Genomic DNA, 22,213 nt, shown 5'->3' on the forward strand with positions numbered 1-22,213 from the left:
TCTGATTTGTTAGCGCAACCAGTAGATCACACTTCATCGTGCTTTTCATTTTTCTGGGGAACCCTCAGCCCTGTGGGAGAGGGAGAAAACACTAAAAAAGGCAACTTGCGTTGCCTTTTTGCTTTTACCTATCCGCCCAGGTACGCGCTCCGCACCGCTTCGTTCGCCAGCAGCGCATCGCCGGTATCGGAGAGCACCTCGCGCCCGTTCTCCAGCACATAGCCGCGGTCAGCGAGCTTCAGCGCCTGGTTGGCGTTCTGTTCGACGAGGAAGATGGTCATCCCCTCTTTGCGCAGCTGCTCAATGGTGTCGAAAATCTGCTGGATGATGATTGGCGCAAGACCGAGCGACGGTTCATCCAGCAACAGCAGACGCGGCTGGCTCATCAGCGCGCGGCCAATCGCCAGCATCTGTTGCTCGCCGCCGGACATGGTGCCCGCGCGCTGAATACGACGCTCCCACAGGCGCGGGAAGAGTTCGTACACCCACTTGATGCGGGTCTGGTATTCATCCCGGTGGGCGAAGAAACCGCCCATCGCCAGATTCTCTTCCACCGTCATGCGGGAGAATACGCGACGCCCTTCCGGGACAATCGCCACCGCTTCACGCATGATTCTGGCGGTCTGCCAGTCGGTAATGTCTTTGCCGTCAAACACAATCCGCCCGCTGGTGGCGCGCGGGTCGCCGCACAGGGTGCCGAGCAGCGTGGTTTTGCCCGCGCCGTTAGCCCCAATCAGGGTGACGATTTCGCCCTGATTAATATGCAGACTAACATCGTGCAGCGCCTGAATTTTGCCGTAGTGCGCGTTGACCTTGTCGAACGTTAACATCGCTTTTTCCATCTTATGCCTCACCAAGGTATGCGCGGATCACGTCCGGGTTGTTGCGGATCTCTTCCGGCGTGCCGTTTGCCAGCGGCGTGCCCTGGTTTACCACGTAGATACGGTCCGAAATGCCCATCACCAGCTTCATGTCATGCTCAATCAGCAGGATGGTGGTGTCGTGATGGTCGCGCAGCTCGGCAATCAGCTCGTCCAGCTCTTTGGTCTCTTTCGGATTGAGACCTGCCGCTGGTTCGTCGAGCATCAGGATCTCCGGCTGGGTCACCATGCAGCGCACGATCTCAAGGCGACGCTGATCCCCGTAAGCGAGGTTGCTCGCCTGACGGTTGGCGTGCTGGAGCAGGCCGATACGGTCGAGCCAGGTCGCGGCGCGATCGAGCGCCTCTTCCTGCGTGCGGCGGAAGGCCGGGGTTTTCAGCAGGCCGGAGAAGAGGCCGGTTTTCAGCTGCTGATGTTGCGCCACCAGCAGGTTCTCAATCACCGTCATCTCGCGGAACAGACGCACGTGCTGGAAGGTACGCACCACGCCCATGCGGGCAATCTGCTGGCCCGGCAGCCCTTCAAGATGCTGATCGCGCAGCATGATGGTGCCGCCCGTCGGCTTGTAGAAGCCGGTCAGGCAGTTGAAGACCGTGGTTTTTCCCGCGCCGTTCGGGCCAATCAGGGAGACAATCTCTTTCTTGTGCAGATCCAGATTCACATTGTTGACCGCCAGCAGGCCGCCAAAACGCATCATCAGGTCGTTAACGGATAATAAAGGCTTCATGCCTGCTCTCCTTTCGCCTGTGTGCGTTTCAGCTTCAACTGTGGACGGGTCATCGGCAGGAGACCCTGCGGACGCCAGATCATCATCAGCACCATCAAACCACCCAGCATTAACATGCTGTATTCGTTAAAGTCGCGCATCAGCTCGCGGGAGACCACCAGCAGGATAGCCGCGAGGATCACGGCGAACTGCGAGCCCATTCCGCCGAGCACCACAATCGCCAGCACGAAGGCCGATTCGGCAAAGGTGAACGATTCCGGGCTGACGAAGCCCTGACGCGCGGCAAACAGCGTTCCGGCGAAACCGGCAAACGCGGCGCTGATGGTAAATGCGGTCAGCTTGATGCGGGTCGGGTTCAGGCCCAGGGAGCGGCAGGCGATCTCATCTTCGCGCAGCGCTTCCCACGCGCGACCCAGCGGCATGCGCAGCAGACGGTTGATCACAAACAGCGTAATCACCACCAGCAGCAGCGCCACCAGATAGAGCCAGATCACGCGGTCGGACGGATCGTATTTGATGCCAAAGAAGTTGCTGAAGGTATCCCAGCCGCCTTCGCGGGCGGTACGGCTGAACTCCAGGCCGAAGAAGGTCGGTTTCGGGATCTGGCTGATGCCGTTCGGACCGCCGGTCACCTCGGTATTGTTGAGCAGCAGGATACGGACGATTTCGCCGAAGCCTAAGGTCACAATCGCCAGGTAGTCACCGCGCAGGCGCAGCACCGGGAAGCCGAGCAGGAAGCCCGCCGCGGCAGAGACCAGCCCCGCAAGCGGCAGACAGGTCCAGAAGCCGAGGCCGTAATAGTGGTTCAGCAGCGCGAAGGTGTACGCGCCGATGGCGTAGAACCCGCCGTAGCCCAGCACCAGCAGGCCAGACAGCCCCACCACCACGTTCAGACCCAGCCCCAGAATCACGTAGATCATGGTCAGGGTGGCAATATCCACCGTCCCGCGCGATACCATAAACGGCCACGCCACGGCAGCCACCAGCAGCGCCACAAGGAACAGCTTCTGTTTCACGGTTGTACCGTCGATCGCCGGCAGGACGAATTTCGGCCCGGAGACGTTTTTCAGCGTCTTCTGGAACAGCGGACGCAGCAGCTGGAACAGGAACACCACAGCGGTGCCGATAAACACCCACTGCCAGCGGATGTCGGGGGCGGTATCCACCACCAGCTTCGTGCCGTCCAGCCCTAACTGGACGCCCATAAAGACGCCCGCCAGGACGAAGAACATGGCGGCAGAGAGCAGCGCCATCGCAAAATGCATCGGTTTCATACTTTCTCTACCTCCGGACGGCCCAGAATACCGGTAGGCATCACCAGCAGAACCAGAATCAGCAGGGCAAACGACACCACATCTTTATACTCCGTACTCAGGTACGCCGAGGAGAGCGACTCCGCCACGCCGAGGATCAGACCACCGATCATCGCGCCCGGAATGCTGCCGATTCCGCCCAGTACCGCCGCGGTGAAGGCTTTCATCCCGGCCATAAAACCGATGTACGGGTTGATTACGCCGTAGAACTGACCGAGCAACACGCCAGCCACCGCCGCCATCGCTGCGCCGATCACGAAGGTCAGGGCAATCACGCGGTCGGTGTTGATCCCGAGCAGGCTCGCCATCTTCAGATCTTCCGCGCAGGCGCGGCAGGCGCGTCCCATGCGGGAGTAGCGGATGAACAGGGTCAGGGCCAGCATCGCAATAAAGGTCACAACCCAGATTACCAGCTGCATGGTGGTGACAGAGGCGGAGAAGTTTTCGCTGGCCCCCACAATCCACTGGCCGTTAAACAGGCTTGGCAGCGCCACGTCGCGTGAACCTTCAGTCAGGCTGACGTAGTTTTGCAGGAAAATGGACATCCCGATGGCGGAGATCAGCGCGATCAGGCGCTTAGAGCTGCGCACCGGTCGGTAGGCTACCCGTTCGATACTCCAGCCGTAGGCGCTGGCGATCACAATCGCGCCGACAAACCCGGCGGCCACCAGCAGCCAGCTGCTGTCGATGCCCATCATCATCAGCGCGGCGATGATCATAAAGGAGACGTAGCTACCGATCATGTACACCTCGCCGTGGGCGAAGTTAATCATGCCGATAATGCCGTAAACCATCGTGTAGCCGATGGCGATCAGCGCGTAGGTGCTTCCCAGCGTGACGCCGTTAAACATCTGCTGCAAAAAGTAGAGAAACTGCTCGGACATATGCAAACCTTTTTATACCCGCCCGGTGAGCCGGGCGGTGGGATGATTATCTGGCGACCGAGGACGAACCGTCGGCGTGCCACTTAAAGACACCAAATTCAAATCCCTTCAGATCGCCTTTCTCATCCCAGTTCAGCGGCCCAATCACGGTGTTCGCCCCGTGCGCTTTTAAATCTTTCACCAGATCCAGCGGTTCTTTGCTGCCGGTACGGTCCAGCGCGGTGGCCAGAGACTGCACGGCCGCGTAGGTGATCCAGACGTACGGACCACTTGGATCTTTCTTCTGAGCCTTGAGCGCATCCACGATAACCTTATTCGCCGGATCCTGGTCATAGCGTTTTGGCATCGTCACCAGCATGCCTTCGGCAGAATCCCCCGCGATGTTGGACAGGGAGGCATTGCCCACGCCCTCTGGCCCCATGAACTGGGTTTTCAGTCCGGTGGCGCGCGCCTGGCGCAGCATCTGCCCCATTTCCGGGTAGTAGCCGCCGTAGTAAACGAAGTCGATATTCTCTTTTTGCAGGCGGGCGATCAGCGCGGAGAAGTCTTTTTCACCGGCGGTAATGCCGTCGAAGAAGACGATGTTCGCCCCGCCTTTTTTCAGGCCGTCCTGTACGGAACGCGCCAGGCCTTCGCCGTACTGCTGCTTATCGTGAATGATGGCGATACGCTGCGGCTTAACGGTTTCGAGGATGTATTTGGCGGCGGTTGGCCCCTGAGAGGAGTCCAGACCGGCGGTACGCATGATGTGCTGGTAGCCGCGCTGGGTCAGTTCCGGGTTGGTGGCGCCCGGGGTGATCATCAGAATGCCTTCGTCTTCGTAGATATCAGACGCAGGCTGCGTGGAAGAGGAACACAGGTGCCCTATGACGTACTGGATACCGTCGTTAACAATTTTGTTGGCGACCGCGACGGCCTGTTTTGGATCGCAGGCGTCGTCATACTCCACGCCCACCAGCTTGTCGCCTTTGATCCCGCCTTTGGCGTTGATATCTTTGATGGCCTGACGCGCGCCGTTGAACTCCATGTCACCCCACTGGGCAACAGGGCCGGACATCGCCCCCACTACCGCAACTTTAATGTCGTCTGCCATAGCGGCATGCGAGATCGACAGTGCGACCATCCCCGCGATTAATGTCTTCGCGTTCCTTTTCATCTCTGAATCCCCATTCGTGATGTCGTGTTTATATTTTGTTTTATTATGGTTAAAAAGCATCCTGTACTTTTAATGAACAACGCTATTTTTACCAGTGCCTTTAATGGTTTAGCGCAGTTTTTTGTCAAAAACCAGACTAAAATCTCTATTTTTCAGGCGATTAAGCAAAGATAATATTCTGAAATCAGGCGGAGATAAACAAATAAAAGCGCAGTTGGCAGCATAAAATAACGGTACAAAGCGCCGAATAAATCACTACCCTTCAGGTTAAAATTCTGCTTATTTTTCGATCCATGTGTTTTCAAACTGCGCATTACGCTGTCAAAAAACTAATCACCTGGTAAATGGGAAGAAAAAGAGAAAGCGCCTGAGCAAATAAATTGAGTACACTGGCCCTACTCTTTTTGATTTGGACAAGCAGCTAATGAAACTGACTATCGTGCGTCTGGTGACCTTTAGCGACCAGGATCATATCGACCTGGGCAAGATCTGGCCGGAATATTCCCCTTCATCGCTGGCCGTCGATGAAAACCACCGCATCTATGCCGCGCGTTTTAATGAACGTCTGCTGGCCGCCGTCCGCGTAACGCTGAGCGGCACGGAAGGGGCGCTGGACTCCCTGCGCGTGCGCGACGTGACCCGTCGTCGCGGGGTCGGGCAGTATTTGATTGAAGAGGTGATCCGCGAAAACCCGAGCGTAACCTCCTGGTGGATGGCCGACGTGGGCGTGGAGGATCGCGGCGTGATGGCAGCGTTTATGCAGGCGTTAGGGTTTACGGCGCAGTCGAACGGGTGGGAGAAGCGCTAGATCTGTGCGGCCTGATACCCTCACCCCGGCCCTCTCCCTAAGGGAGAGGGAGAAAACCGGGTAATCCCCTCTCCCCGTGGGAGAGGGTTAGGGTGAGGGCATCAACCCGCACCAGCATTATTTGGCATCAGTAGCAGTGCCATTGGCATGCCAGTCAAACACGCCGAACTCGAAGCCCTTCAGGTCGCCCTTCTCATCCCAGGACAGCGGTCCCATCACGGTTTCCACCGAGTTCGCTTTCAGCCAGGTGGCAATCTCCGCCGGATCGGCTGACTGGTTCAGGCCCGCTTGCAGAGACTGCAACGCTGCGTAAGTGGTCCAGACGAACGCACCGCTTGGATCCTGTTTCTTCGCCTTGATGGCATCGACAACAGGTTTGTTCGCAGGCACCTGGTCGTAGTTCTTCGGCTTGGTCACCAGCAGACCTTCAGCGGATTCACCCGCGATGTTAGACAGGGAAACGTTCGCGACACCTTCTGGCCCCATGAACTGCGTCTTCAGACCCGCCGCACGCGCCTGACGCAGGATCTGCCCCATTTCCGGGTGGTAGCCGCCGTAGTAAACGAAATCGATATTTTCCTTCTTCAGACGCGCGACCAGGGTCGAGAAGTCTTTCTCACCGGCGGTGATACCGTCAAAGAACACCACGTTGGCGTTCGCTTTTTTCAGGTTATCCTGCACCGCACGGGCCAGGCCTTCGCCGTACTGCTGTTTGTCATGAACAATCGCGATGCGCTGCGGCTTCACTTTTTCCACGATGTATTTCGCGGCGGTTGGCCCCTGATCGGAGTCCAGACCGGTGGTACGCAGGATCAGCTTATAGCCGCGCGCGGTCAGCTCTGGCGCCGTCGCGGCTGGCGTGATCATCAGAATGCCTTCGTCTTCGTAGATGTCAGACGCGGGCTGGGTGGAAGAGGAGCACAGGTGACCAATAACGTATTTGATCCCGTCGTTTACCACTTTGTTCGCCACCGCGACCGCCTGTTTTGGGTCACAGGCATCGTCATATTTTACGATTTGCAGCTTTTCGCCCTTGATGCCGCCCTTAGCATTAATGTCTGCAACCGCCTGTTCCGCGCCCGTAAATTCCTGGTCGCCGTACTGTGCTACCGGACCGGACATCGCACCCACCACGGCCACTTTAATATCGGCCTGCGCCATGGCGCTGAATGCCAACGCGATACATCCTGCCAGTAACGCTTTACCCTTCATGTTCATCCTGAGATTCCCCATTATTATGGTTATAACGATTGTTGTGATGTTGTTGTGTAGCGCTTTATTTCAGTTATAGGCGTGCTGTTCGCGCTTTTTCAGCATACTCTGCTAAAACATACCCCATTTTTATGATTTTGGAATAGCTAATTTGAAATGAAAATATGATAAGCCCGGCCTTCATTTCAGCCGGGCTTTTGGCTTTATCGTGTCAGCGAGGCGGAAATAATATCCAGCGCTTTACGAAACTGCGCTTCGGGGATGGTGAGTGGGTAGAGGAAGCGAATAACGTTGCCGTAAACGCCGCAGCTCAAAAGCAGCAGCCCTTCGTTCAACGCGCGCTCCTGAACCTGACGGGTAAATTCCGGCGACGGCTGTCCGGTTTGCGGATCGTTAAATTCCACCGCCACCATCGACCCCTGCCCACGGATATCGGCGATATACGGACAGCCATCCTTCGCTTTATTCAGCACCTCGACCAGATGATGCCCGAGATGCGCCGCGCGGGTGCAGAGATCGTCCTCGTCAATCACATCCAGCACCGCATGGGCCGCCGCAATCGCCAGCGGGTTACCTGCGTAGGTTCCGCCAAGTCCGCCCGGGGCCGGCGCATCCATTACCTCCGCCCGGCCAGAGACGGCAGAGAGCGGCATCCCGCCCGCCAGGCTTTTCGCCATAGTGATCAGATCGGGCTTCACGCAGTGGTTTTCCATGGAGAACAGCTTGCCGGTACGGGCGAAGCCGGTTTGCACTTCGTCGGCAATCAGTAAAATCCCGTGGGTATCGCACAGGGCACGCAGCGCCTGCATAAAATCAGCGGGCGCGACGTTGAATCCGCCCTCGCCCTGAACCGGTTCAATAATGATTGCCGCCACCTGATCGGGCGCGATATCGGCTTTGAAGATGCGCTCCAGGCTTTTTAACGCTTCGGCGGTACTGACGCCGTGCAAGCTGTTAGGGAATTGCGCGTGGTACACCGAGCCAGGGAACGGGCCGAAGCCGAGCTTATAGGGCGCCACTTTGCCGGTCAGCGCCATGGTCATAAAGGTACGGCCATGGAACGCGCCGCCGAAGGTGATAAGGCCGGGACGTCTGGTGTACGCGCGGGCAATTTTCACCGCGTTTTCGACCGCTTCTGCACCGGTTGAGAAAAAGGCGGTTTTGGCTGGCCCCTCTATGGGTACGCGCTGGTTGATGCGCTCGGCAAGCGCCACATAACCTTCATAGGGGACGATCTGATAAGCGGTATGGGTAAAGGCGTGAAGCTGTTTTTCGATGGCGGCGATAACTTTAGGATGGCGATGCCCGGTATTCAGCACGGCGATCCCGGCGGCAAAATCAATATACTCGTTACCTTCCACGTCCCACACCGTGGCGTTTTCGGCTTTATCGGCATAGAAGTTACACATGACGCCGATACCGCGCGGCGTCGCCTGTAAACGCCGGTCGTTCAGTTCGTTATTTTTCACCCTGTCACCCTCTGAAAGTCGCCTGCTTAGCGCATCAGTAAGTGTTTGCCAGGGGGAAGAAATTCGCCAGAGCGGGCGCTAAAAAAACAAAACCCCCAGACTCTCATCCAGGGGTTCTCGGTGTACTTCGCGAAAATTACGCTTCGATAGCGGCGCGAAGTTTTTTCATGGCGTTCTTTTCAAGCTGACGCACACGTTCAGCGGAGACGCCGTAGCGGTCGGCCAGTTCCTGCAACGTGGACTTGTTATCTTCGTCCAGCCAGCGGGCACGGATGATATCCTGGCTACGCTCGTCTAGGCCTTCCATCGCGAAGGTCAGCTTGTTCGCCGCCTGGTCTTCCCAGTTATCCTCTTCAATGCCGTCAGCAAAGTTAGAGGTTTTATCCTGTAGATACAGAACCGGGGCCATCGGCTGGCTGTCGGACGCGTCATCGTCGGCAGACATATCAAACGTCATGTCCTGAGCGGCCATACGGGATTCCATCTCGCGGACGTCTTTGCTGGAAACGCCCAGCTCGCGCGCCACCATTTCTACTTCATCCTGATTGAACCAGCCCAGACGCTGCTTGGTTTTACGCAGGTTGAAGAACAGTTTGCGCTGCGCTTTCGTCGTGGCGACTTTCACAATACGCCAGTTACGCAGGACGTATTCGTGAATTTCCGCTTTGATCCAGTGCACGGCGAAGGAGACGAGTCGCACACCCATTTCCGGGTTAAAGCGACGTACCGCCTTCATCAGGCCAATATTACCTTCCTGAATCAGGTCCGCCTGCGGCAGGCCGTAGCCCGCATAATTACGAGCAACGTGAACAACAAAGCGCAGGTGAGACAGGATCAGCGTTTTAGCTGCTTCCAGATCGCCCTGGTAATGCAGCTTTTCAGCAAGCTCCTTTTCTTCCTCAGCCGTTAACATCGGCCAGGTGTTCGCAGCCCGGATGTAAGATTCCAGGTTACCAACAGGGGCTAAAGCTAAAGTTTGCATTTCTTTGGTCATTCATTCCTCTCAATGTTTCTTCTGGTCCAGGTTGTCCCCGTCAGGCAACAACCATGCCAAAGCGTTTGAGCAACGAGATTAGCATTCACTCTTTTATCAGACAGTGATTTTATCCACAAGTTCCAGGTGCAACAGTGAATAAATTACGCACAAAATGTGACATGAAGATGATTACAGGGGAAGAGACAACAGGGACGCTTTCCCTGCAAGCGAACATCTCGGTGCAGGGAAAGATTATATCACGCTTTTATTAGTCGGGAGTAAAGTGGCGTAAATGTTGAACCGTTGCCAGCCATGCGGCAATCCAGCCGATCATGGAGCACACCAGCAGCAACAGCAGGCACTCATCGAAACCTAAACCACTGATATCAAACTTAGTTCCGAAAACCTGCGCCACCTCGGTGACGGCAGACGACAGCCGCATCACCAAAATTTCTGACAAAATCAATGAAAGAAATGCACCAGAAAAACCTAATAATGCGCCGCCGTAAAGGAACGGGCGAAGGATGAAACCATCCGTTGCGCCAATCAGTTTCTGCACGTTGATGGTATCGCGGCGGGCGAAGATGCTCAGGCGCACGCTGTTACCAATGACGAGGAACACCGCCGCCACCATCAGCACGCCGATCATCGCCGACACGCGTCCTACCAGCCCGGTCAGGGCGGCAAGACGGGCAAACCAGCTGTCGTCCATGCGCACTTCATCAATCCCGTTGATGCGGGTAATGCGGTCGCGCAGGGTGTTGAGCGAATCCGTGCCCTGGAAATCGAGTTTCGGGATCACCACCGCAACGGCGGGCAGCGGGTTCTCTTCAAGCATATCCAGCGCGCCGCCGAACCCGGACCAGTTGCGGAATTCGCCCAGCGCTTCATCGCGGGAAAGGTAGTTCACCTTCTCCACGCCCTGTTCGGCCTGAATCTGCCCCACTACCTGAGCCGCCGCGTTATCGTCGAGGGCTTTATCCAGATAAACGGTGATCTGCGGCGACGGATAGTACTGGGACGCCGCCTGGTTTACGTTTTTGTAAACCATGTAGCAGACGCTGGGCAGCGTCAGGGAGATGGCAATCACCATCACCGTCAGGAACGTCGCCAGCGGTTTGCTTTTCAGATCCTGCAACGCGCCCTGGAAGGCATACCGCACCTGCTCGTTAAAGACGTTGGTTTTGCGGGAGTTCGGTTTCGGTGCCGCTTTGGCACGCTTAGGCGCATTGCGATTGCCGTCCCCGCCGCCCTGAGGCTTGCGGAAACGGTCAAACCGGTTGCTGAACTGCCGAATCTGGTTCATTGCATCACGCTTATTCACCGTGGCCTCCGTGCAAATGCCCGTCGCTCAGGGTCAGCATGCGGTACGAACGGCGGGAGATCAGCCCCATGTCGTGCGTCGCCATCAGTACCGTGACCCCCACGCGGTTAAATTCCTCAAACAGACGCAGGATCCCTTCAGAGAGGGCATCGTCCAGGTTACCGGTCGGTTCATCCGCCAGCAAAACGGCAGGCTTGTTCACCACCGCACGGGCGATACCCACGCGCTGCTGCTCACCGCCTGAGAGCTGGATTGGGAAGTTCTTCGCTTTGTCCAGCAGCCCGACCTTATCCAGCGCCGCCGAAACGCGACGGCGGATATCATCGTAACTGGCGCCGGCAATAATCAGCGGGATCGCGACGTTATCGAAAACCGTGCGATCCATCAGCAGGTGGTGATCCTGGAAAATCATGCCAATCTGACGACGCAGGAACGGCACTTCACGGTTCTTAAGACGGCTAATTTCATGGCCGCTGAACCAGATTTTCCCGGCGCTTGGCCGCTCGATCCCACAGATCAGCTTGAGCAGGGTACTTTTCCCCGCGCCGGAATGGCCGGTCAGGAATGCCATCTCGCCTGGCTGGAGGTGGAATGTCACCCCCTGTAGCGCTTGTCTCCCGCCGAGATAGGCCTTGCTGACGTGTTCAAAGCGAATCATTGTTAGTCCTCTCGGGCAAATAGTGCCTCAATAAAGTCGTCCGCTTTAAACGGACGTAAATCCTCAATACGCTCGCCCACACCGATGTAACGGATAGGAATACCGAACTGGTCGGCCACTGAGAAGATCACCCCGCCTTTCGCGGTGCCGTCCAGCTTGGTCAGCGTGATCCCGGTCAGTCCTACCGCTTCATGGAACAGCTTCGCCTGGCTGATGGCGTTCTGTCCGGTGCTGGCGTCGATAGTCAGCATAATTTCATGCGGTGCATCTTCGTCCAGCTTCTTCATGACGCGAACGATTTTCTTCAGCTCTTCCATCAGGTGCGATTTGTTCTGCAAACGCCCCGCGGTATCCGCAATCAGCACGTCCACGTTACGCGACTTCGCCGCCTGGATGGCATCGAAAATCACGGACGCGGAATCCGCGCCGGTGTGCTGAGCAATGACCGGAATATTGTTGCGCTGGCCCCACACCTGAAGCTGTTCCACCGCTGCCGCACGGAAGGTATCGCCCGCCGCCAGCATCACCGATTTGCCCTGCTGCTCAAACTGGCGCGCCAGCTTGCCGATGGTGGTGGTTTTACCCACGCCGTTGACGCCAACCATCAGGATAACAAACGGCATTTTGCCTTCAATATTAAGCGGTTCGTCAACTTTTGCGAGAATTTCACCCATCTCGTCTTTCAGCAGGCCGTACAGCGCCTCGGCGTCACGCAGCTGTTTGCGGCTCGCCCCTTCGGTCAGGTTGGCGATGATCTTACGGGTAGTTTCCACGCCCACGTCCGCAATCAGCAGCTGCTCTTCCAGCTCTTCAAACAGATCGTCGTCGATCTTCTTGCCGCGGAAAAGACTGATAAATCCGGAACCTAAGTTTTCTTTGGTTTTGAGCAGGCTGCGTTTCAGGCGCGTGAAGAAACCTTCTTTGGTCGGTTTTCCCTGCTCCTGAACGATCTCTTCTTCGGCTTGCTCTTCCACCGGCACGACGATGACCGCTTCTTCAGCCGCTTCCGCCGCCAGCGCCTGGGCTTCCAGCTCTTCGTCGGTCAGCTCTGGCTCAAGTGCCGCCTCTTCTTCCACCGCCTCAACAATTTCAACGGTTTCCGCTTCGGCCTGCCACTCTTCGGCAGAAACCTCTTCAGCTTTAACCTCTTCCGGCAGCGGCAGCGCTTCGTGTTCGATAGCGGCCTGCGGCGCTTCGGTAAGGGTTTCAACGATAACCGGCTCTGGCTTCTCGCTCTCCTGAACCTGCTCAGTGACCTCAACCACCTCTTCAGCAAAGGATTCAATCTCTTCTTTGCTGTGCGCTGGCTCTTCCGCTTCGACAACCGCAGCGGTTTCGACAGGCGTTTCAGGCTGTGACTGCTCTTCTACAACCTGCTGTTCTTCGGTTTTCTGTTCTGTTTCTTGCTCTTTTTCACCGAAACCCAACCAGGAAAAGAAGCCACGTTTTTTTTGTTTTGCCATCTGCGACTACACTCCTCGCGGCGCTATATACAGGGAAGCTAAAAAAATGATGAAATAGTCTAACACTTTACTTAATTGACATCACCGCCCGCAATCGCAGGGCAATGGTTAACAGAGCTTTCCTGAGATGAAGAAACCCACCCGCGCCCCGGCCGGTCAAATTCGCATTATCGGCGGTCAGTGGCGAGGCCGGAAATTACCGGTGCCGGACAGCCCCGGTTTACGCCCCACCACGGACCGCGTTCGCGAGACGCTGTTTAACTGGCTCGCCCCGTCTATGGTAGACGCCAACTGCCTGGACTGCTTCGCCGGAAGCGGTGCATTAGGGCTGGAAGCGCTGTCGCGCTATGCTGCCAGCGCCACGCTGCTGGAGATGGAGCGCGGCGTCGCGCAGACGTTGCAGAAAAATTTGGCTACGCTGAAGGCAACCAACGCCAAAGTGGTGAATACCAACACGCTGAGCTTCCTCGCCCAACAGGGGACGCCGTACAACGTGGTGTTTGTTGACCCGCCGTTCCGTAAAGGGCTGCTGGAAGAGACGCTATCCCTGCTGGAGCAAAATGGTTGGCTGGCGGATGACGCGCTGATTTACGTTGAAAGCGAAGTGGAAAATGGTCTGCCGCCCGTTCCCGTTCACTGGGATCTGCACCGCGAGAAGGTCGCCGGCCAGGTGGCTTATCGTCTGTATCACCGTCAGGCACAAGGAGGATCCGATGCCAGTACTGATTAACGTAGGGCGCTTGCTGATGCTGGGCGTCTGGGCATTTTTGATTTTGAATCTGGTGCACCCGTTCCCGCGTCCGCTGAATATCTTCATTAACGTGGCGCTGATTTTTACCGCGTTCATGCATGCCTTACAGATGGTGATGCTGAAAAACGGACTGCCGAAAGATAGCCCACCGATGACCGGCTGGCAGCAGCTGCGGGTGTTTATTTTCGGCGTATTTGAGCTGCTGGTGTGGATGAAGAAGTTTAAGGCGCAGGTGAAGAAGTAAGGTGCGGTGTGATGCCCTCACCCTAACCCTCTCCCACTGGGAGAGGGGACCGATCGCGCATTATTCAGCCCTAAAACCTACAAAACGCGACCCTTTATAGCTCAACGTGCCTTTCTCTCCCACCGTCATCTGATGGTACTGCTGCGCCTCCAGGCGGAAGGTCATCTCCAGCCCGCCGGTTTCCGGCTTAAAGCTCGCTTCATAACGCATTGTTGTGCCCGCAGGCGTCTCCTGCTGCTGGCGCGAGCGGCGGTCATTGAGCGGCTTTTCGCGTTTGTTCGTCACCACCACACACTTTTGCATCAGCGGCGCGGCATCGTTATCCGCCTTCTCGCGGCGCTGCTGCACGAAGCGGAACGAGGCGGCAATGACGATAATCGCCACCACGATAATGAAAAACAGCGGCATCTTGCTCATTGAAAAATCCCATCAGATTATGCGGAATTCAGGATACCTCGCCTGCCCCGGCATTGCCAAACGACCGCTCGCGTCACTACACTGGATCAGGAACTGATCATTCAGCCTCAACAGTTACAGGGAGTTAATATGCTTTGGTCATTTATCGCTGTCTGTTTTTCCGCATGGCTTTACGTCGATGCGTCCTACCGTGGCCCAGCCTGGCAGCGCTGGTTATTTAAACCCGTCACGCTATTACTCCTGCTGTTGCTTGCCTGGCAGGCCCCGATGTTTAACGCCGTTAGCTATCTTGTCCTCGCGGGGCTGTGTGCTTCCCTGATTGGCGATGCCTTAACCTTGCTGCCGCGTCAGCGCCTGCTGTACGCCGTGGGGGCGTTCTTCCTGTCACATCTGCTCTATACCATCTACTTTGCCAGCCAGATGACGCTCTCCTTCTTCTGGCCGCTGCCGCTGGTGCTGCTGGTGATTGGCGCCCTGCTGATCGCGGTGATCTGGTCGCGTCTGGAAGAGATGCGTCTGCCGGTCTGTACGTTTATCGCTATGACGCTGGTGATGGTGTGGCTGGCGGGCGAGCTGTGGTTCTTCCGTCCGACGGCGCCTGCAATGTCTGCGTTCTTCGGTGCCGCACTGTTGCTGTTGGGTAATATCGTCTGGCTGGGCAGCCACTATCGTCGCCGCTTCCGTGCGGATAATGCGATTTCCGCCGCCTGTTACTTTGCCGGACACTTCCTGATTGTGCGTTCGCTGTATATCTAAATAACGCTTGACTCTGGAGTCGACTCCAGAGTGTATGCTGCGGTTAATGAGAAAATTATCATTACCGGAGACTGCCATGTCGACTCCAGAAACACCTAAAAAAGTTCCCCAATTCTCGGCACTTAAGCTCAGCCCGGTTCCGCCAAAAGAGGACTGCTGCTGCGAGGGCGCGTGCGAAACCCGGACCGAAGCGCTGCCTGAAAGCGGCAACCGCTACAGTTGGGTGGTCAACGGCATGGACTGCGCGGCCTGCGCCCGCAAAGTGGAAAATGCGGTGAAGCAGGTGCCAGGCGTGAATCACGTTCAGGTGCTGTTCGCTACCGAAAAGCTGCTGGTCAGCGCCGAAAACGACGTCAGCAGACAGGTTGAAGCCGCCGTCAGCAAAGCGGGTTATACCCTGCGCAGCGAAACGGCGCCCGCAGAAAAAACGTCCCCGCTAAAAGAAAATCTGCCCCTTATCACCCTCATCATCATGATGGCCCTGAGCTGGGGGCTGGAGCAGATCAACCACCCATTCGGCAACCTGGCGTTTATCGCCACCACGCTGGTTGGCCTGTTCCCGATTGCGCGTCAGGCGCTGCGTCTGATGAGAAGCGGCAGCTGGTTTGCCATCGAAACGCTGATGAGCGTGGCGGCTATCGGGGCGCTGTTTATTGGCGCGACGGCGGAAGCGGCGATGGTGCTGCTGCTGTTCTTAATTGGCGAACGCCTTGAGGGCTGGGCGGCGAGCCGGGCGCGTAAAGGGGTGAGCGCGCTGATGGCGCTGAAGCCGGAAACCGCCACGCGGGTTATTGATGGTCAGCGTGAAACGGTCGCCATCAACACCCTGCGCCCGGGCGACGTGATTGAAGTGCCCGCAGGCGGACGCCTGCCAGCCGATGGGGCCCTCGTTACTGCCACCGCAAGTTTTGACGAAAGTGCCCTGACCGGGGAATCCATCCCGGTAGCGCGCGCGGCGGGTGAAAAGGTGCCTGCGGGCGCCACCAGCGTCGACCGACTGGTGCAGTTGACGGTCCTTTCCGAACCGGGCGACAGCGCCATCGACCGCATCCTCAGGCTGATTGAAGAGGCCGAGGAGCGCCGCGCGCCGGTAGAACGCTTTATCGATCGCTTCAGCCGGATTTACACCCCCGCCATCATGCTGGTGGCGCTGCTGGTCACCGTCGTCCCGCCGCTGTGCTTCGGCGCGCCGTGGGAGGGCTGGATTTACAAAGGGCTGACGCTGCTGCTGATAGGCTGTCCGTGTGCACTGGTGATCTCCACCCCGGCGGCGATTACCTCAGGGCTGGCGGCAGCGGCACGTCGCGGGGCGTTGATTAAGGGCGGCGCGGCGCTGGAGCAACTGAGCCAGATCCGGCACGTTGCCTTCGACAAAACCGGAACGCTCACCGTCGGCAAACCGCAGGTGACCGGCGTGTATCCGCAGGATGTCAGTGAAGACGATCTGCTGACGCTGGCCGCTGCCGTGGAGCGGGGCTCCACTCACCCGCTGGCGCAGGCGATTGTGCGTGAAGCGCAGTCGCGCGGGCTGAACATCCCTCCGGCAACCGCCCAGCGAGCGCTGGTCGGGTCAGGGATTGAGGCTGTGGTCGAAGGCAAAAAAGTGCTGATTGCCGCGGCGGACTCGCGCTCTACTCCACAGGTTGAGGCGCTGGAGCAGGCCGGGCAGACGGTCGTTGCCGTGATGCAGGACGGTGTACCGATGGGCATGCTGGCGCTGCGCGACACCCTGCGCGACGATGCGAAAGACGTCGTCGACGCGCTGCACAGGCTGGAAGTACAGGGTGTGATCCTGACCGGCGATAATCCGCGCGCGGCGGCGGCGATTGCCGGTGAGCTGGGGCTGGAGTTTAAGGCCGGATTGTTGCCTGCGGATAAAGTCAGCGCGGTAACCGAGCTGAACAGCAACGCCCCGCTGGCGATGGTCGGGGACGGGATAAACGATGCCCCGGCAATGAAAGCTTCCACCATCGGCATTGCGATGGGCAGCGGCACCGACGTGGCGCTGGAGACCGCCGACGCGGCGCTGACGCACAACCGCCTGACCGGGCTGGCGCAGATGATAGATCTTGCGCGGGCGACGCGGGCCAATATTCGGCAGAACATCGGCATTGCGCTGGGTCTGAAGGGGATTTTCCTGGTCACCACGCTGCTCGGCATGACCGGACTGTGGCTGGCGGTGCTGGCGGATACGGGGGCGACAGTGCTGGTTACGGCGAACGCGTTGCGGCTGTTGCGCCAAAGGTAAAAGTGAAACGGCAACCGGGTTGCCGTTTCTCGTGTTTGCCCCCTCTCCCCGCGGGAGAGGGCCGGGGTGAGGGCATCAGGCCGCACGCATCACTGCATCCCTAGCAGCCCCGGCAACCACAATGAAATCGCCGGGATGTACGTCACCATCCCCAGCACCACCAGCAACATACCGTAAAACGGCAGCATCGCCCGCACCACGTGCTCGATCTTCTGCTTACTCACCGCGCTCGCCACAAACAGCACCGATCCGACCGGCGGCGTGATCAGCCCAATCCCCAGGTTCACCATCATGATCATCCCGAAATGCACCGGGTCGATCCCCAGCGAGTTGGTCACCGGCAGCAGCACCGGGGTCAGGATCAGGATGATCGGCGCCATGTCCATCAGCGTGCCAATCAGCAGCAGCATGATATTGAGGTACATCAGGATCACGTATTTGTTATCGGAGAGCGACGTGAAGAATTCGGTGATGCGCATCGGCAGCTGCATGTAGGTCATTACCGCGCCAAACGCCGCGGCAAAGCCAATCAAAATCATCACAATGGTGACGGTTTTCACCGTGCGGCACATCAGCTTCGGCAGTTCGCTCCATTTATAGTCGCGGTAGATAAACATGGTGACGAAAAACGCCCACAGGCAGGCCACGGCGGCAGATTCGGTCGCCGTGAATATCCCGGACAAGATCCCACCGAGGATAATCACCACCGTCATCAGCCCCCACAGGGCATCGAGCATGATTTTCAGCGCCTGCCTGAACGGGATTTTGTCCCCCTTCGGATAGCCGCGCTTGCGGGCGAAGCACAGGCAGAGCACCATCAGGCTCACGCCCAGCAGCAAGCCCGGCAGCACGCCCGCGATAAACAGCGTGGCGATGGAGACCGTTCCCCCTGCCGCCAGGGAGTAAATCACCGAGTTGTGGCTGGGCGGGATCAGGATCGCCTGCACCGACCCGCTGGCCGTCACCGCCGCCGCGTATTCGCGCGGATAGCCCTTCTTCTCCATCTCCGGGATCATCACGCTGCCGATAGACGCCGTATCCGCCACCGACGAGCCGGAAATCGCGCCGAAGAACGTTGATGCCACGATGTTCACCAGCGACAGCCCGCCGCGAATAAAGCCGACAAAAACGTACGCGAAGTTAACCAGCCGTCGGGCAATACCCCCTTCCGCCATGATCGCCCCGGCAAGAATGAAGAACGGGATCGCCAGCAGGGTAAATTTATTCACTCCACTGGTGATCTGGATCATCAGCGCCTCCAGCGGCAGGTCAATCCACAGCGCGCCCGCCACGGCGCTTAAGCCGACGGCGAAGGCCACCGGCATCCCCAGCGCCAGCAAAATGGCGAGGGTGAATAACAAAACAAACGCATCCATTGTTCACCCCTTAACTGTGATTGCCGATCAGCACGACGGGACGGTTTTCCTGCGAGCCAAACAGCAGGCGTTCAAGCACAAACAGGATCAAAATGGCCGACCCGACAGGCAGCGGCAGATAGCTTTCGCCGGAGGTCAGGAGCGGAAACTCCGCCACCGGCTGCTCCCACAGCTCGACGCACAGCCAGTAGCTGTACCAGCACATCAGGCCGGAGATGAGCAGCATCAGCAGATCTACCACTCGCGCGCACACTCTTTGCAGCGACGCGGGCAGGCGGTCGGTGAGCATGTTGACCGCGATATGCGACCCGGCGCGATAGCTCACCGCCGCGCCGATAAAGGTAAACGTCACCATGCAGATAATGGCGATCGGCTCCGGCCAGGATTCGCCGCGATTGAGCACATAGCGAGAGAAGATGCCAATGGGGATCACAATCGTCATCACCAGTAGCGAGAGACCCGCCACCACCATGGCGAGCAGGTACAGACGGTCCATCCACTTCAGGTAGAGTTCGGACATACGTACTCCGGCTTACTGAACGTCAGCGATGGCTTTCATCAGATCCTGATGCTTATCGCCATACTGCGCGCGCACCGGCTCTGTCGCCTTGATAAACACCGTTTTATCGATGTCGTGGAACTGCACGCCGCCGGCCTTCATTTTCGCCAGCGCCTGGTCGTTATACGCATTCCACAGCTTGCGCTGCTCGAACTGCGCTTCGCGGGCCAGCGTCAGGATCTTTTGCTGTTCGTCAGCGCTGAGCTTGTCCCATTTCACTTTGGAATAGAGCAGCATTTCCGGGGTGATAAAGTGGCCGCTCAGCGTGTAGTTTTTGGCGACCGGCATATAGTTGTGGGCGATAAAGGTTGGCGGGTTGTTCTCCGCGCCGTCGATCACCCCGGTCTGCATGCCGCTGTAAACCTCGCTGACGCCCATCGCCACCGAGTTCGCCCCCATCGCTTTCAGCGTGGCCAGCGCCACCGGGCTGCCCTGCACGCGGATTTTCTTCCCTTTCAGATCGTCCGGTTTGACGATCGGCTCTTTGGTGATCAGGTTGCGGGTGCCGGAATCCATCCAGCCAAGGAAGACCAGACGCGATTTCGGGTTGGCGGTGAGTTTGTCGCCGATCTGCTTGCCGATATCCCCGTCAATCACCTTGTGCATGTGGTCTTCATCGCGGAATACGTAGGGCAGGGTAAACACTTCGATATCCGGCAGGATGGCGGCCACCGGCGCCATGGAGACGCGGATCATGTCGATCGCCCCCATCTGCGCCTGCTCAATCATCTGCTTTTCATCCCCCAGCACGCCGCCGGGGAAGACCTTAATCTCCAGCTTGCCATCGGTTTGTTGTTTGAGTTTTTCACCCATGTGCTGGACCGCCACCACGTTCGGGTAGCCTTCGGGATGCACATCGGCGGCTTTAATGGTCTGGGCAGAAACGGTGCAGGCGAAAGCAGTCAGACACAGCGCGGCCAGTAACGGCTTGAGGGTCGTTTTCATTAAGTCAACTCCAGGGTAGTGAGATAAGCGTTAAAACGATGTTTTAGTTTTTGACGCTTAAAAATTAGACTACGGCTGGAAAAGGGAGGGTGAAGCGCCTCACAAAAAGCGCGAAATTTTGAAACGATGGTTCGAAATTGTGATGAGTACTTGTCGGGTGGCGGCTGCGCCTTACCCGACCTACTACACCCGTAGGCCCGTGCAAGCGAAGCGCCGCCGGGCGTCAGGCCGCGCTTACCCCTTACGAATCAAATACCGGTACGGCAAGGTCTCGGTTTGCTGCGCCACCAGCTCATGTTCCATAAAGGTACAAAAGCCGGGGATATCACGGGTGGTAGCCGGGTCATCGGCGACGATCAGCAGCGTTTCGCCACTCTGCATGTTACGGACGGTTTTACGCACCATCATTACCGGCTCCGGGCAACGGAGGCCCTGAGCATCAAGCGTGTGGTCTGGGCTGGAAAACAGGTCGGTCATTTTCTTCTCGTTCAGGTAAAAACGGCTGTAGTTTACGCCCCGCTATCGCCAATGCAAACCAGGTTAACGATTGCGTGAAAATTAGCCATTGCAAAGTGTCGTCAAAGCAGTATCATGCGGCGGCTTTATTGGGTTCCCTCACCCCAAATATTAATCAAAAAGGTACAATATGAACTCCTTTACACAATCGCAGCGCGTCAAGGCGTTGTTCTGGCTTTCGCTATTTCATCTGCTGGTGATCATCTCCAGTAACTATCTGGTACAGCTCCCCATCTCCATTTTTGGTTTCCATACCACCTGGGGCGCGTTCAGTTTCCCGTTTATTTTCCTTGCGACGGATTTAACCGTGCGTATTTTTGGCGCACCGCTGGCGCGGCGGATTATTTTTGCGGTGATGATCCCGGCACTGTTTGTCTCCTACGCCATCTCCTCGCTGTTTTACATGGGAAGCTGGCAGGGCTTCGAAGCGCTGACGCACTTCAACCTCTTCGTCGCGCGTATTGCCACCGCCAGCTTTATGGCCTACGCCCTGGGGCAGATCCTCGATGTCCACGTGTTTAACCGCCTGCGTCAGAACCATCGCTGGTGGATGGCGCCAACGGCCTCCACGCTGTTCGGTAACGTGAGCGATACGCTGGCCTTCTTCTTCATCGCCTTCTGGCGCAGCCCGGACGCCTTCATGGCAGAACACTGGATGGAAATCGCTCTGGTGGACTACGCCTTTAAGGTGCTTATCAGCCTGGTTTTCTTCCTGCCGATGTACGGCGTACTGTTGAATATGCTGCTGAAAAGGCTGGCAGATAAATCTGAAATCTCCGCATTGCAGGCAGGTTAAGGGTTCGCTTTATCAGTTGTGATAAGATGAACGAATGAGCCGTTATGGCCGTTTATCGAAAGGAAGAAGTCAATGCGCAATCTGGTTAAATATGTCGGGATTGGCCTGCTGGTTGTTGGCCTTGCAGCCTGTGATAACAGCGACACCAAAACGCCTGCTCAGGGCGCGTCAGCAGAAAGCAACGCCACCGGTCAGCCGGTGAGCCTGATGGATGGCAAACTCAGTTTCTCTCTGCCCGCGGACATGACCGACCAGAGCGGTAAGCTGGGTACCCAGGCGAACAATATGCACGTCTATTCCGATGCCACCGGCCAAAAAGCGGTGATTGTGATCGTCGGTGACGATACCAGCGAAGATCTGGGCGTGCTGGCCAAACGCCTGGAAGATCAGCAGCGCAGCCGCGACCCGCAGCTTCAGGTGGTCACCAACAAGTCTGTTGAACTGAAAGGCCACACGCTGCAACAGCTGGACAGCATCATCTCTGCCAAAGGCCAGACCGCGTACTCCTCCGTGGTGCTCGGCAAGGTGGACAATAAACTGCTGACCATGCAGATCACCCTGCCGGCAGATAATCAGCAGAAAGCGCAGACCGCCGCTGAAAACATCATTAACACCCTCGTGATCCAGTAATCGTTCACCGGGATGCCGTGGCCTCCGTCGCTTGCGCCGGGGGCCATTTTTTTGCCACGACTTTCAGACTAACGCTCCAGACGAAGCCCATCCGGCGCACTACA

The 22,213-nt window shown here is 57.4% G+C and carries 23 protein-coding genes; 7 read left to right on the forward strand and 16 right to left on the reverse strand.

Annotated features, from left to right (window positions below):
* Nucleotides 1-128 precede the first annotated feature (128 nt).
* Genes livF through livK form a run of 5 tightly spaced genes read right to left on the reverse strand, consistent with a single transcriptional unit; the run spans nucleotide 129 to nucleotide 4,961 of the window.
* The gene (gene livF, locus ACOTYB_RS18000; RefSeq protein WP_409248994.1) at nucleotides 129-842 is read right to left on the reverse strand and encodes a high-affinity branched-chain amino acid ABC transporter ATP-binding protein LivF; all 714 of its coding nucleotides are present in this window, start codon (nucleotides 840-842) and stop codon (nucleotides 129-131) included.
* Nucleotide 843: 1 nt separating this feature from the next.
* Nucleotides 844-1,608 carry a high-affinity branched-chain amino acid ABC transporter ATP-binding protein LivG gene (gene livG, locus ACOTYB_RS18005; RefSeq protein ID WP_220153401.1) on the reverse strand — a complete coding sequence of 255 codons (765 nt, stop codon included), beginning with the start codon at nucleotides 1,606-1,608 and terminating at the stop codon, nucleotides 844-846.
* The gene (locus tag ACOTYB_RS18010; RefSeq protein ID WP_003861542.1) at nucleotides 1,605-2,882 is read right to left on the reverse strand and encodes a high-affinity branched-chain amino acid ABC transporter permease LivM; all 1,278 of its coding nucleotides are present in this window, start codon (nucleotides 2,880-2,882) and stop codon (nucleotides 1,605-1,607) included. The genes livG and ACOTYB_RS18010 overlap by 4 nt, the downstream gene beginning before the upstream one ends.
* Complete coding sequence (livH, locus tag ACOTYB_RS18015; protein ID WP_023323835.1) at nucleotides 2,879-3,805, reverse strand: high-affinity branched-chain amino acid ABC transporter permease LivH; 927 nt, start codon at nucleotides 3,803-3,805, stop codon at nucleotides 2,879-2,881. Before livH ends, ACOTYB_RS18010 begins: the two co-directional genes overlap by 4 nt.
* Before the next feature lie 46 nt (nucleotides 3,806-3,851).
* On the reverse strand, nucleotides 3,852-4,961 hold the full coding sequence (gene livK, locus ACOTYB_RS18020) for a high-affinity branched-chain amino acid ABC transporter substrate-binding protein LivK (protein ID WP_003861537.1): 1,110 nt from the start codon (nucleotides 4,959-4,961) through the stop codon (nucleotides 3,852-3,854).
* 424 nt (nucleotides 4,962-5,385) lie between these two features.
* On the opposite strand from livK, the gene panM reads away from it, so the two are divergent.
* Entirely contained in the window at nucleotides 5,386-5,769 is a 384-nt protein-coding gene (panM, locus tag ACOTYB_RS18025; protein ID WP_023314973.1) for an aspartate 1-decarboxylase autocleavage activator PanM, read from the forward strand.
* 117 nt (nucleotides 5,770-5,886) lie between these two features.
* On the opposite strand, the gene livJ is transcribed toward panM, so the two are convergent.
* The 6 genes from livJ to ftsY all read right to left on the reverse strand — a co-directional run bounded on the left by livJ (nucleotide 5,887) and on the right by ftsY (nucleotide 12,871).
* Nucleotides 5,887-6,987 carry a branched chain amino acid ABC transporter substrate-binding protein LivJ gene (livJ, locus tag ACOTYB_RS18030; protein WP_003861530.1) on the reverse strand — a complete coding sequence of 367 codons (1,101 nt, stop codon included), beginning with the start codon at nucleotides 6,985-6,987 and terminating at the stop codon, nucleotides 5,887-5,889.
* 197 nt (nucleotides 6,988-7,184) lie between these two features.
* Entirely contained in the window at nucleotides 7,185-8,450 is a 1,266-nt protein-coding gene (locus tag ACOTYB_RS18035) for a 4-aminobutyrate--2-oxoglutarate transaminase (RefSeq protein WP_220153403.1), read from the reverse strand.
* 136 nt (nucleotides 8,451-8,586) lie between these two features.
* Complete coding sequence (gene rpoH, locus ACOTYB_RS18040) at nucleotides 8,587-9,444, reverse strand: RNA polymerase sigma factor RpoH (protein ID WP_220153404.1); 858 nt, start codon at nucleotides 9,442-9,444, stop codon at nucleotides 8,587-8,589.
* 250 nt (nucleotides 9,445-9,694) lie between these two features.
* Entirely contained in the window at nucleotides 9,695-10,750 is a 1,056-nt protein-coding gene (ftsX, locus tag ACOTYB_RS18045; protein ID WP_045333887.1) for a permease-like cell division protein FtsX, read from the reverse strand.
* Nucleotides 10,743-11,408 (reverse strand): cell division ATP-binding protein FtsE, encoded by a 666-nt coding sequence (ftsE, locus tag ACOTYB_RS18050; RefSeq protein ID WP_006812284.1) that lies wholly within the window; start codon nucleotides 11,406-11,408, stop codon nucleotides 10,743-10,745. Before ftsE ends, ftsX begins: the two co-directional genes overlap by 8 nt.
* A 2-nt stretch (nucleotides 11,409-11,410) precedes the next feature.
* Nucleotides 11,411-12,871, reverse strand: coding sequence for a signal recognition particle-docking protein FtsY (gene ftsY / locus ACOTYB_RS18055; protein WP_220153406.1), 1,461 nt, complete (start codon nucleotides 12,869-12,871; stop codon nucleotides 11,411-11,413).
* A 127-nt stretch (nucleotides 12,872-12,998) separates the two neighbouring features.
* Here ftsY and rsmD point away from each other — a divergent pair, with 127 nt between their 5' ends.
* Nucleotides 12,999-13,601, forward strand: a complete 603-nt coding sequence (rsmD, locus tag ACOTYB_RS18060) for a 16S rRNA (guanine(966)-N(2))-methyltransferase (protein WP_045343559.1) — start codon at nucleotides 12,999-13,001, stop codon at nucleotides 13,599-13,601.
* On the forward strand, nucleotides 13,585-13,866 hold the full coding sequence (locus ACOTYB_RS18065; RefSeq protein WP_022649670.1) for a DUF1145 family protein: 282 nt from the start codon (nucleotides 13,585-13,587) through the stop codon (nucleotides 13,864-13,866). The genes rsmD and ACOTYB_RS18065 overlap by 17 nt, the downstream gene beginning before the upstream one ends.
* Before the next feature lie 60 nt (nucleotides 13,867-13,926).
* On the opposite strand, the gene ACOTYB_RS18070 is transcribed toward ACOTYB_RS18065, so the two are convergent.
* Nucleotides 13,927-14,283, reverse strand: coding sequence for a DUF2500 domain-containing protein (locus tag ACOTYB_RS18070; RefSeq protein ID WP_409248996.1), 357 nt, complete (start codon nucleotides 14,281-14,283; stop codon nucleotides 13,927-13,929).
* Between the two features lie 129 nt (nucleotides 14,284-14,412).
* On the opposite strand from ACOTYB_RS18070, the gene ACOTYB_RS18075 reads away from it, so the two are divergent.
* Complete coding sequence (locus ACOTYB_RS18075) at nucleotides 14,413-15,039, forward strand: lysoplasmalogenase (protein ID WP_003861515.1); 627 nt, start codon at nucleotides 14,413-14,415, stop codon at nucleotides 15,037-15,039.
* 76 nt (nucleotides 15,040-15,115) lie between these two features.
* Nucleotides 15,116-17,287, forward strand: a complete 2,172-nt coding sequence (gene zntA / locus ACOTYB_RS18080; RefSeq protein WP_421765858.1) for a Zn(II)/Cd(II)/Pb(II) translocating P-type ATPase ZntA — start codon at nucleotides 15,116-15,118, stop codon at nucleotides 17,285-17,287.
* 89 nt (nucleotides 17,288-17,376) lie between these two features.
* Here the strand turns inward: zntA and ACOTYB_RS18085 are convergent, their stop codons facing one another.
* From ACOTYB_RS18085 to tusA, 4 genes are all read right to left on the reverse strand, one after another.
* Complete coding sequence (locus tag ACOTYB_RS18085) at nucleotides 17,377-18,663, reverse strand: TRAP transporter large permease (RefSeq protein WP_003861280.1); 1,287 nt, start codon at nucleotides 18,661-18,663, stop codon at nucleotides 17,377-17,379.
* A 10-nt stretch (nucleotides 18,664-18,673) separates the two neighbouring features.
* On the reverse strand, nucleotides 18,674-19,183 hold the full coding sequence (locus ACOTYB_RS18090; protein WP_003861278.1) for a TRAP transporter small permease: 510 nt from the start codon (nucleotides 19,181-19,183) through the stop codon (nucleotides 18,674-18,676).
* A 12-nt stretch (nucleotides 19,184-19,195) separates the two neighbouring features.
* Nucleotides 19,196-20,167, reverse strand: coding sequence for a TRAP transporter substrate-binding protein (locus tag ACOTYB_RS18095; RefSeq protein WP_023323840.1), 972 nt, complete (start codon nucleotides 20,165-20,167; stop codon nucleotides 19,196-19,198).
* A 234-nt stretch (nucleotides 20,168-20,401) separates the two neighbouring features.
* Nucleotides 20,402-20,644: a sulfurtransferase TusA gene (gene tusA, locus ACOTYB_RS18100; protein WP_000130627.1), complete on the reverse strand. Its 243-nt coding sequence runs from the start codon at nucleotides 20,642-20,644 to the stop codon at nucleotides 20,402-20,404.
* Between the two features lie 169 nt (nucleotides 20,645-20,813).
* On the opposite strand from tusA, the gene ACOTYB_RS18105 reads away from it, so the two are divergent.
* Both ACOTYB_RS18105 and ACOTYB_RS18110 read left to right on the forward strand, forming a co-directional pair.
* Nucleotides 20,814-21,479 carry a 7-cyano-7-deazaguanine/7-aminomethyl-7-deazaguanine transporter gene (locus ACOTYB_RS18105; protein ID WP_003861274.1) on the forward strand — a complete coding sequence of 222 codons (666 nt, stop codon included), beginning with the start codon at nucleotides 20,814-20,816 and terminating at the stop codon, nucleotides 21,477-21,479.
* Nucleotides 21,480-21,551: 72 nt separating this feature from the next.
* Nucleotides 21,552-22,109, forward strand: a complete 558-nt coding sequence (locus tag ACOTYB_RS18110; protein ID WP_003861272.1) for a DcrB family lipoprotein — start codon at nucleotides 21,552-21,554, stop codon at nucleotides 22,107-22,109.
* Nucleotides 22,110-22,213: the final 104 nt, after the last annotated feature.

Origin of the sequence: Enterobacter cloacae complex sp. IR5450 (assembly GCF_049238665.1) — a bacterium.
Classification (GTDB): domain Bacteria; phylum Pseudomonadota; class Gammaproteobacteria; order Enterobacterales; family Enterobacteriaceae; genus Enterobacter; species Enterobacter hormaechei_C.